8 protein-coding genes are annotated in these 8667 nt (G+C 65.5%); all 8 read right to left on the bottom strand.

The window, feature by feature from the left end:
• Positions 1 to 81 precede the first annotated feature (81 nt).
• Positions 82 to 1617, bottom strand: a complete 1536-nt coding sequence (mctP, locus tag GSQ79_RS01090; RefSeq protein WP_158806895.1) for a monocarboxylate uptake permease MctP — start codon at positions 1615 to 1617, stop codon at positions 82 to 84.
• Positions 1607 to 1804 carry a DUF3311 domain-containing protein gene (locus GSQ79_RS01085; protein ID WP_158806894.1) on the bottom strand — a complete coding sequence of 66 codons (198 nt, stop codon included), beginning with the start codon at positions 1802 to 1804 and terminating at the stop codon, positions 1607 to 1609. The genes mctP and GSQ79_RS01085 overlap by 11 nt, the downstream gene beginning before the upstream one ends.
• A gap of 42 nt (positions 1805 to 1846) precedes the next feature.
• Entirely contained in the window at positions 1847 to 2374 is a 528-nt protein-coding gene (locus GSQ79_RS01080; RefSeq protein ID WP_158806893.1) for a nucleoside deaminase, read from the bottom strand.
• A 150-nt stretch (positions 2375 to 2524) separates the two neighbouring features.
• Positions 2525 to 3874, bottom strand: coding sequence for an SEL1-like repeat protein (locus GSQ79_RS01075; RefSeq protein ID WP_158806892.1), 1350 nt, complete (start codon positions 3872 to 3874; stop codon positions 2525 to 2527).
• Positions 3875 to 4100: 226 nt separating this feature from the next.
• Positions 4101 to 5582: a phage/plasmid primase, P4 family gene (locus GSQ79_RS01070; protein ID WP_210252975.1), complete on the bottom strand. Its 1482-nt coding sequence runs from the start codon at positions 5580 to 5582 to the stop codon at positions 4101 to 4103.
• Between the two features lie 20 nt (positions 5583 to 5602).
• A complete protein-coding gene (locus GSQ79_RS01065) occupies positions 5603 to 6103 on the bottom strand; it encodes a hypothetical protein (RefSeq protein WP_158806890.1) in 501 nt (166 codons plus the stop codon).
• A gap of 6 nt (positions 6104 to 6109) precedes the next feature.
• A complete protein-coding gene (locus GSQ79_RS01060; protein WP_158806889.1) occupies positions 6110 to 6367 on the bottom strand; it encodes a hypothetical protein in 258 nt (85 codons plus the stop codon).
• 131 nt (positions 6368 to 6498) lie between these two features.
• Positions 6499 to 8640 (bottom strand): polyribonucleotide nucleotidyltransferase, encoded by a 2142-nt coding sequence (gene pnp, locus GSQ79_RS01055; RefSeq protein WP_158806888.1) that lies wholly within the window; start codon positions 8638 to 8640, stop codon positions 6499 to 6501.
• Between the last annotated feature and the right edge of the window lie 27 nt (positions 8641 to 8667).

Here is an 8667-nt window from a genome sequence, read left to right as displayed (position 1 = left end):
CTGCCGCCTGCCACCCTGGGGCGGCAGGACACTTCAGCCGGGTCAATCCGCAAAGCGGGCTGCGGATGCAGGCGAAAAAAACTATTCCGCCGGCGTCAGCCGCGCGCGGGGCTCCATCGCCCGGATCACCACGTTGGCGATAACCGCAACGACGATGTTCACGACGAAGGCGATGATGCCGGTATAGATCGTGATCTTGTCGCCGCCGAAGTCGAACGTGTGCAACGGCACCAGCTTGGTGCCCGTCGGCGTCACGATCCGATCGAAGAACACCATCGCCGAGCCGCCCAGGAATCCGACGGCCCAGCCGAGCAGCAGGGCCGGCGCGCGGAACCAGCTCGAGAACAGGCCGAACACCACGGAGGGGAAGGTCTGCAGGATCCACAGGCCGCCGAGAAGCTGCAGATCGAGCGCGAACTGCGTCGGCAGGAAGATGATGAACATCAGCGCGCCGAACTTGACCACCAGCGAGCTGATCTTCGCCACCTGCGCCTCGCCCGACGGCGTCACGGCAGGATTGACGTAGGCTTTCCAGAAGTTGCGGGTGAACAGGTTGGCCGCGCCGATCGACATGACAGCGGCCGGCACCAGCGCGCCGATCGCCACCGCGGCGAAGGCGAAGCCCGCGAACCACGACGGGAAGAAGGTCTGGAACAGCACCGGCACGACATCGTTCGGCGACGAAATCTTCAAGTGCGCGGCGAGGCCCATGTAGCCGAGCAGCGCGAGCAGGCCGAGCAGCAGAGTGTAGGCCGGCAGCATCACCGCGTTCTTGCGCAGCGTGGTGGCGCTGGAACTGGCGAACACGCCGGTCAGGGTGTGCGGGTACATGAAGGCGGCGAGCGCGGAGCCCAGCGCCAGGGTCGCGTAGGGGATGACCTGCGACGGCGCCAGCGTGAGGCCCGCGGCGATCTTGCCGCCGGAGGCGGCCGCCTTCTTCGCCAGTTCGTCGCCGGCCAGTTGGAAGATCGCACCGTAGCCGCCGAACTTCATCGGCAGCACCACCACCGCCGCGATCACGGCGATGTAGATCATGATGTCCTTGACGAAGGCGATGAGGGCGGGCGCCCGCAGGCCGGACGAGTAGGTGTAGACCGCCAGAATCACGAAGGCGATGATCAGCGGGATCTCACCGGTGAGGCCCAGCGCCTTCAGCACCGCGGCCATGCCGACGAGTTGCAGCGCGATATAGGGCATCGTCGCGAGCACGCCGGTCGCCGCGACGGCGGCTTCCAGAGTGCGCGAGCCGTAGCGACCGTACACGACGTCGCCGGCGGTGACATAGTTGTGCTTCTTGGCGACCTTCCACAGCACCGGCATCACGGCGAACACGAAGGGATAGACGATGATCGTGTAGGGCAGCGCGAAGAAGCCGTAGGCGCCGACCGCGTAGACCAGCGCCGGCACCGCGATGACGGTGTAGGCGGTATAAAAATCGCCGCCGATCAGGAACCAAGTGATCCAGGTGCCGAACTGCCGGCCGCCGAGGCCCCACTCGTCGATATGGGCGAGCGTCGCGGGCTTGCGCCATCGCGCGGCGACGAACCCCATGACGGTGACGAGCGCGAAGAAGAAGACGAAGATGCCGATCGCGACGGGATCGAGATTACTCGTCATCGCCGACGCTCCGGTACACGACAAAGATCAGAAGCGAAGTCAGCGGCACCCAGGCCAGCTGATACCAGTAGAAGAACGGGAATCCCAAGAACTCCGGCAGCTTCATGTTGTAGAACGGCACCCAGAGGAGTCCGATATACGGCAGGAGGAGGAGCAGCCATAAGGCGCTGAAGTGTCGCTTTTCCATGGGGGCTTGCGTTAGACGATGTGCGCGCGTGACGCAATCCTCCTATGTCGGAATTGTGGCGTCTCCAACGATCGGCGGAGGCGGGCTCAGCGCGTTCGCGGCTGTCCGGCGCATCGCGACCGCATGCCGGTACACCGCCAGCGCATCGTCGTAGAGCGCTTCGATCCGCTCGGACCGGATCGGTTGCGCCTCGATCGGTTTCTGGAGATGGCGCGCGATGGTGACGTTATCGTAGCCCGCGGCGTCCGCATCCTCCGGCAGGCAGCAGTAGAAGACCTTGTCGATCTTGGCCCAGTACAGCGCCGCGAGGCACATCGGGCACGGCACCGAAATGTTGTAGATCTCGCAGCCCGACAGGTCCGCCGTCCCCAGCGCCGCGGCGGCGGCGCGCAGGCCGACCATCTCGCCGTGGGCGGTCGGATCCTGCGTGGCGCGGACCTGGTTAAACCCTTCCGCGACGATGACGCCGTCTTTCACGATGACGCAGCCGAAAGGCCCGCCGGACCCTGTGTCCACGGCATGACGCGCGAGATCGATGGCGCGCCGCATGAAGTCCATCTGTGCCGCCATGCTGCAATCCCGAAAAGCGGTGGCCCCAGAGCGCCGGCCGCTTAAGTAGACTCACTTAAGCGACAGCCCGTCGCTCTCTTTTCAAAGACGTAGAGCATCGGGTCGGGCGCAAAAGTCTGCAACTTTTGCGTCCGATGCTCTGGGCCGGCGCTACCGCCCCCGGCCTCCCATGTGCATGCCGCCCATATGCATGCCACCCATCGAATGAAAACCGCCGCCCGGCCTGAAGCCGGCTTCCCCGCCGAACAACGCGATGCGGCGCTCCATTTGCGGCGACGAAAAGCGAAAGACCGACGGGTCGTTTTCGGATCGGCCACGCGGCAGCTCCGGCGGTGGCACCCGGAACACCGCGGGGTCCAAGGCGCTGCGTGTCCCCGGCATCGGCACCGGCCGGCTGATCGCGGCAACCGCCTCCCGAACCGGGGTACGCGCTTCCGGCGGGGTCGCGGTGTTGATCCGCTCGAGGATCTGTTGCGCGTGGGCGTCGCCCTGGCCGGCCGCAAGGCGGTACCATTTGCGGGCCTCGCCATAGTTCTGCGGGACGCCGCGACCGGTCGCGGCCATCGCGCCGAGGTTTTTCTGCGCATTGAGGTCGCCCTGCGCGGCGGCTTGGTGAAACCATTTTTGCGCATCGGTAAAATTCTGGGTCACGCCGTGGCCCTGCGCCAACATGAGCCCGAGGTTGCTCTGGGCCTTCGGGTTGCCGTGTTCCGCCGAAATCCGGAACCAGCGCACCGCTTCGACATAGGTCTGCTCGACGCCGAGGCCGTTCTGATAGAGCACGCCGAGATTGTTTGCGGCCGGCGCATCGTCCTGATCGGCCGAGAGCCGATACCATTTCGCCGCCTCGCCATAATCCTGCGGGGTGGCGACGCCGTTCGCATACATCAGGCCGAGACTGAACTGGGCTTTGGCGTAGCCGTGCTCCGCGGCCAGGCGATACCACTTGATCGCCTCGGCCTCGTCTTTCGGCACGCCGGTGCCCGTCGCATACATGATGCCGATATCGTCCTCGGCGGCGGGGACGCCGCGCGCGGCCGCCAGGCGAAACCATTTCATCGCCTCGCCATAGTCCTGCGGCACGCCCTTGCCGGTCGCGAGCAGCGCGCCCAGACTGGTCTGCGCCCCGGGATTGCCGTGCTCGGCCGAGAGGCGAAACCACGTCGCGGCCTCTTCATAGTTCTGTTTCACGCCCTTCCCGTCGCGCAGGTGAACGCCCAGGTTGCCTTCGGCGAAAACCTGACCCTGCTCCGCCGCCGCGCGAAACCACTTCACGGCCTGCGCCTCGTCGAGAGGGACGCCGTGCCCCGTCGTGTACATCACGCCGAGATCGAACTGCGCGTTGGCCATGCCCTGCTTGGCGTAGGAGCGGATGACCGGCAGAGCGGTCGTGTAATCGCCGCGCTTGTAGGCCGCGACCGCATCATCGAAGGATTGCGCCCGGGCCGGCGCGGCTGACAGCAGCATCGCGCCGATCACCAAAGACACGCCGTACTTCATGCTTTGCCTCCGGCTCGGAACAATACGGCAAAGCAGACCGCCCCGAAGATGATCGAGTTTCGGATCACAACTTTTACGCTTGTTCGGCCACGATAGAGAGGGCGTGGCGCACTTCAATTCACACGCGCGTGAACCGAGGCGCCAGCCGGCGGTGTGGCCGGAATGCATCAGCGAATGCGCCGCCGACCCCGACATTTTTGCGTCACGATGCGTCACGCGTCACCTTTCAATCGCGCAGGCTCAGGCCGCGATAGAGCCGCGTGCAGTTCGTCCGCTCGCGCGCGAACCCGCGTTCCACGAGCGCTGCGGCAAACGCCCGCTGCGTGCCGACCGGCTCGCCGGCGGCTGTCGCCCAGACGTGCCAGGCCGCGAAGACGTCCCCGGCCGTGACGCTGCGCGAACAATCGTCCGGGCTGCCCTCGCAACACTCCAGAAGGAACTGGCCGATCGGATCCTGCCCCTCCAGCACGTCGATCGTCGCCGCGACCACCGCCGCGGGGCGGCCGAGCCCGTGCGCCTGCCAGAGCCGGCAGCCTTCGATCATCCAGCGCAGGACGCCGGGCCATTCCGCTCGCAGCTTGTCGTCGAGGTGACGGTCCGCATGCTCCGGGCTATAGCGAAACGGCACCACGCGCAGCCGCCTGCCGATCGCGCCGTTGACGCTGGCGAGCGCCGGCGGCGCGTTGCCCATGACGAGCAGCTTGCAGCACGGACGAAAGACGCCGCCACCGGGCAGCGGCACGGCGTCGCCGCCAGTGATCAGCTTGAGCCGCCGTTCGCTCCAGACGCCGTCGCTTTCCGCGACGCCGACGAGGCGGACGCCGCGCAGCGCTGCGAGGTCGGCGCCGTACCGCGCTCTGTCGTTGGATACCAGCGCGGCGAAGGTCGCCGGGCGGGCGTAGTCGCTCAAGACGCCGAGGAGCGTGTTGAGAAACACCGACTTGCCGTTGCCGCCCGGCCCCCAGCCATAGACGAGCCCCTGCTCGGCCGTCGCCCCGGTCAGCGCGTAGCCGCAGAAGCGCTGGATGAAGCCGATGAGTTCGGCATCGCCGCCGAAGGTTTCGTCGAGGAAGCGAAGCCATATCGGGCATGTGGCAGTGTCGGACGGCGCGACAGCCGTGGCGCGGGTGATGCCGTGGACGGGGTCGGCGGGGAGAAGGTCGTTGGGCCCGTTATCGTGAGCCGCCGGCGCCGGGACCGAGAGTGCGCGGGGCTCGGCCTGGGCTTCGCTCGGCTCGGAACGACGGACACGCAAATCCACCGAGCCGCCCGGCGTGCCGAGCGACCACGGGTCGGCGTCCCAGGTTTTGGCCGTCGCGGCCAGCGCCGGCTCGCTGCGCGCCAACCGCTCCGCCCCGGCGATGAACGTGACGCCCCCGGTATTTCTGCCGACAAGTCCCTCCGGATCGGTGCCGAGCTCCCGCGCGATGGCGCGAATCCGGAGCAGGACGTGTTCGCTGCAGTCGCGCCGCCACAACACGCTGTCCCACACGAACCAGCGTTTTGCGTCATGGCAGTAGCGAAGCGTACCGGCATGCCGCTCCGCCAGCACGCGTGCCGCGCGGTCGGGCGTCGGCGCCTGCCAGGCTTGCGGCGTGCCGTCTGTGTAGGAAATCCATGGCATGCAGCGGAGTGTAGCGCAGGCGAAGAAATGCGGCAATGTTACCGGATTTAGCAATCGGACATTGTTCTGGCGCCCGATAGTCATCGAACCGGAATCGATGCGCGCTACCGCGCTTTGACGAGCATGATCGCAAGCAAATCAGCTTTTTCGTCGGCATCGGCCTTTGCAAGAGTGTGTAGAGCGGCTTCGGCTTCGTCGATCAGGTCAGCCGCCTCTTTCTGCAAAATACTGAAACGTGGACTATAATCGGCAAGATATCGCCATTGCTGCATCGATACGAACACGGCAGCGAAATCACGGATTTCACGGGTAACCTCGGATCGACGCAGCCGCTTTTTGTTGGCTTCTGAAAGTGTCGTTTTCTCCAGATCTTTGAAGACGCGGCTCATCTGGCCGTGTTCAAAGCCGCGATAGATCACCTCATAAGCGACCGAACTGTCGCTGGCGCCGACGAAACGCTCCGCGGCCTCTTTCAGCATCGCGTGGAACAGCGCGTAATAGGCGGTCGAGACAGCTCTTCGGATGGCCTCTGAGCTGGGAGGCTGCGGGCCTCGATCGGCATTGAGCAAGCGGGCAACGCCGATCAGCTCGTGCGGATCGATCATTGGCGATCAGTCCAAGATCCGGATGTATGGATACTTGGTATCCTCTTCGGCAAGGAGGAGATCGCGGATCTTGTGCCGTAATCGCGTTCGTAGCAGAGCGGCGCGCGCGCGATCGCGGTCCTGGCTGAGGTTCAGCTCGAAGAAATAGGCGGGCAGCCCGTCTTCGCTGAAGCCGCTCGTGACCGCGACGGTCTCGACGTTGCCGATGACGTCTTTCGCGGCTTGGGCGCCGATCGACTGCAATCGTTCAGGACTGAGCGACATTGTCTGCCTCCAGCAAGCTTGTGAGGCGACCAATATAAGACACCTCGTGTTCAGTGCCTACAGCGCAGGGACACCAACAAAAAAGGGCGACCCGCAGGCCGCCCTCTCCACACCCAGCAAAGCGAAACCGCTTACTCCCCGGCGACCGCCTGGGCGTCTTCCTTGCCTTCGATGTCTTCGCCGGTCACCTGGTCGACGATGCGCATCGACAGCTTGACCTTGCCGCGGTCGTCGAAGCCGACCAGCTTGACCTTGACCTTCTGGCCTTCCTTGACGACGTCGGACGACTTGGCGACGCGGCCCTTGGCGAGCTGCGAGATGTGGACGAGACCGTCCTTCGAGCCGTAAAAATTCACGAAAGCGCCGAAGTCGACGACCTTGACGACGGTGCCGTCGTAGATCTGGCCGACTTCCGGGTCCGTCGCGATGGACTTGATCCAGGCGATCGCCGCCTTGATCGAATTGCCGTCGGAGGATGCCACCTTCACGGTGCCGTCGTCCTCGATGTTGATCTTGGCGCCGGTCTTTTCGACGATCTCGCGGATCACCTTGCCGCCGGTGCCGATCACTTCCCGGATCTTGTCGGTTGGGATCTTCAGGGTCTCGATGCGCGGGGCGAATTCGCCGAGCTCGGCGCGGGCGCCGGTCAGCGCCTTCGCCATCTCGCCGAGGATGTGCAGACGCCCGTCCTTGGCCTGGCCGAGGGCGACCTTCATGATCTCCTCGTTGATGCCGGTGATCTTGATGTCCATCTGGAGCGAGGTGATGCCCTCTTCCGTCCCGGCCACCTTGAAGTCCATGTCGCCGAGGTGATCCTCGTCACCCAGAATGTCGGAGAGCACGGCAAAGCGCTCGCCTTCCAGGATCAGGCCCATGGCGATACCGGCCGTCGGGCGCTTCAGCGGAACGCCGGCGTCCATCAAAGCTAGCGATGTCCCGCAGACCGTGGCCATCGACGAGGAGCCGTTGGACTCGGTGATCTCCGACACGATGCGGACCGTGTAGGGGAATTCCGCCGCGGTCGGCAGCATCGGACGCACCGCGCGCCAGGCCAGCTTGCCGTGGCCGATCTCGCGACGGCCGGGCGAACCCATGCGGCCGGTCTCGCCGACGCTGTAGGGAGGGAAGTTGTAGTGGAGCAGGAAGCGCTCCTTGTAGGTGCCTTCAAGCGAGTCGATGAACTGCTCGTCCTCGCCGGTGCCGAGCGTGGCGACGACCAACGCCTGCGTCTCGCCGCGGGTGAACAGGGCCGAGCCATGCGCGCGCGGCAGGATGCCGACTTCGGAGACGATCGGACGCACGGTCTTCACGTCGCGGCCGTCGATGCGGATGCCGGTGTCGAGCACGTTCCAGCGGACCACCTTGGCCTGCAGGTCGTGGAAGACGTGGGCGACTTCTTCCTTGGAGAATTTCGGCTCGACGCCTTCGGGGAACATCGCGGCGGTGACTTTCGCCTTCACCGCGTCGACCGCCTTGTAGCGCTCCTGCTTGGCGGTGATCTTGTAGGCGGCGCGAAGGTCGGCGTCGGCGACGGCCAGGACGGCGGCTTCAGCGGCCGAGTGGTCGGGGAGGACCAGATCGCGCGGCTCTTTCGCGGCCTTTTCGGCGAGACGGATGATCGCGTCGATGACCGGCTGGAAGCCGCTGTGGCCGAGCATGACGGCTTCGAGCATCACGGTCTCGGACAGCTCCTTGGCTTCCGACTCGACCATCAGCACGGCGTCGCCGGTGCCGGCGACGACGAGATCGAGGGTCGATTCCTTGAGTTCATCGACGGTCGGGTTGAGCTTGAGCTGCCCACCGATCTGGCCGACACGCGCTGCGGCGATCGGGCCCATGAAGGGGATACCGGAGAGCGTCAGCGCGGCTGACGTGGCGACCATCGCCAGGATATCGGGATCGTTCTCGAGGTCGTGGCTGAGCACGGTGACCACGACCTGCGTCTCGTTGCGATAACCCTGCGGGAACAGCGGACGGATCGGGCGATCGATCAGGCGGGAGACCAGCGTCTCCTTCTCCGACGGGCGACCTTCGCGCTTGAAATAGCCGCCGGGGATGCGTCCGGCCGCAAAGGCCTTTTCCTGGTAGTTGACGGTCAGGGGGAAGAAGTCCTGGCCGGGCTTCGGCGCCTTGGCGCCGACGACGGTGGCGAGCACGGTGGTCTCGCCGTAGGTGGCAAGCACGGCGCCGTCAGCCTGGCGGGCGATCTTGCCGGTTTCGAGGACGAGCTGGCGCCCGGCCCATTCGATGACTTCGCGATGTACGGTAAACATTGTTTGGCGTCTTTCGTGTGTGCGGCA

The organism is Beijerinckia sp. L45 (assembly GCF_009765775.1).
Taxonomy (GTDB): domain Bacteria; phylum Pseudomonadota; class Alphaproteobacteria; order Rhizobiales; family Beijerinckiaceae; genus RH-AL1.
Note: the sequence above shows the minus strand (reverse complement) of the source record. Positions and strands in the feature narration are given on the sequence as shown.

What these genes read in the sequence shown, in the direction of transcription:
- mctP (WP_158806895.1), bottom strand. Translation starts at nt 1,617, where the DNA reads ATGACGAGTAATCTCGATCCCGTCGCGATCGGCATCTTCGTCTTCTTC.
- GSQ79_RS01085 (WP_158806894.1), bottom strand. Translation starts at nt 1,804, where the DNA reads ATGGAAAAGCGACACTTCAGCGCCTTATGGCTGCTCCTCCTCCTGCCG.
- GSQ79_RS01080 (WP_158806893.1), bottom strand. Translation starts at nt 2,374, where the DNA reads ATGGCGGCACAGATGGACTTCATGCGGCGCGCCATCGATCTCGCGCGT.
- GSQ79_RS01075 (WP_158806892.1), bottom strand. Translation starts at nt 3,874, where the DNA reads ATGAAGTACGGCGTGTCTTTGGTGATCGGCGCGATGCTGCTGTCAGCC.
- GSQ79_RS01070 (WP_210252975.1), bottom strand. Translation starts at nt 5,582, where the DNA reads ATGACTATCGGGCGCCAGAACAATGTCCGATTGCTAAATCCGGTAACA.
- GSQ79_RS01065 (WP_158806890.1), bottom strand. Translation starts at nt 6,103, where the DNA reads ATGATCGATCCGCACGAGCTGATCGGCGTTGCCCGCTTGCTCAATGCC.
- GSQ79_RS01060 (WP_158806889.1), bottom strand. Translation starts at nt 6,367, where the DNA reads ATGTCGCTCAGTCCTGAACGATTGCAGTCGATCGGCGCCCAAGCCGCG.
- pnp (WP_158806888.1), bottom strand. Translation starts at nt 8,640, where the DNA reads ATGTTTACCGTACATCGCGAAGTCATCGAATGGGCCGGGCGCCAGCTC.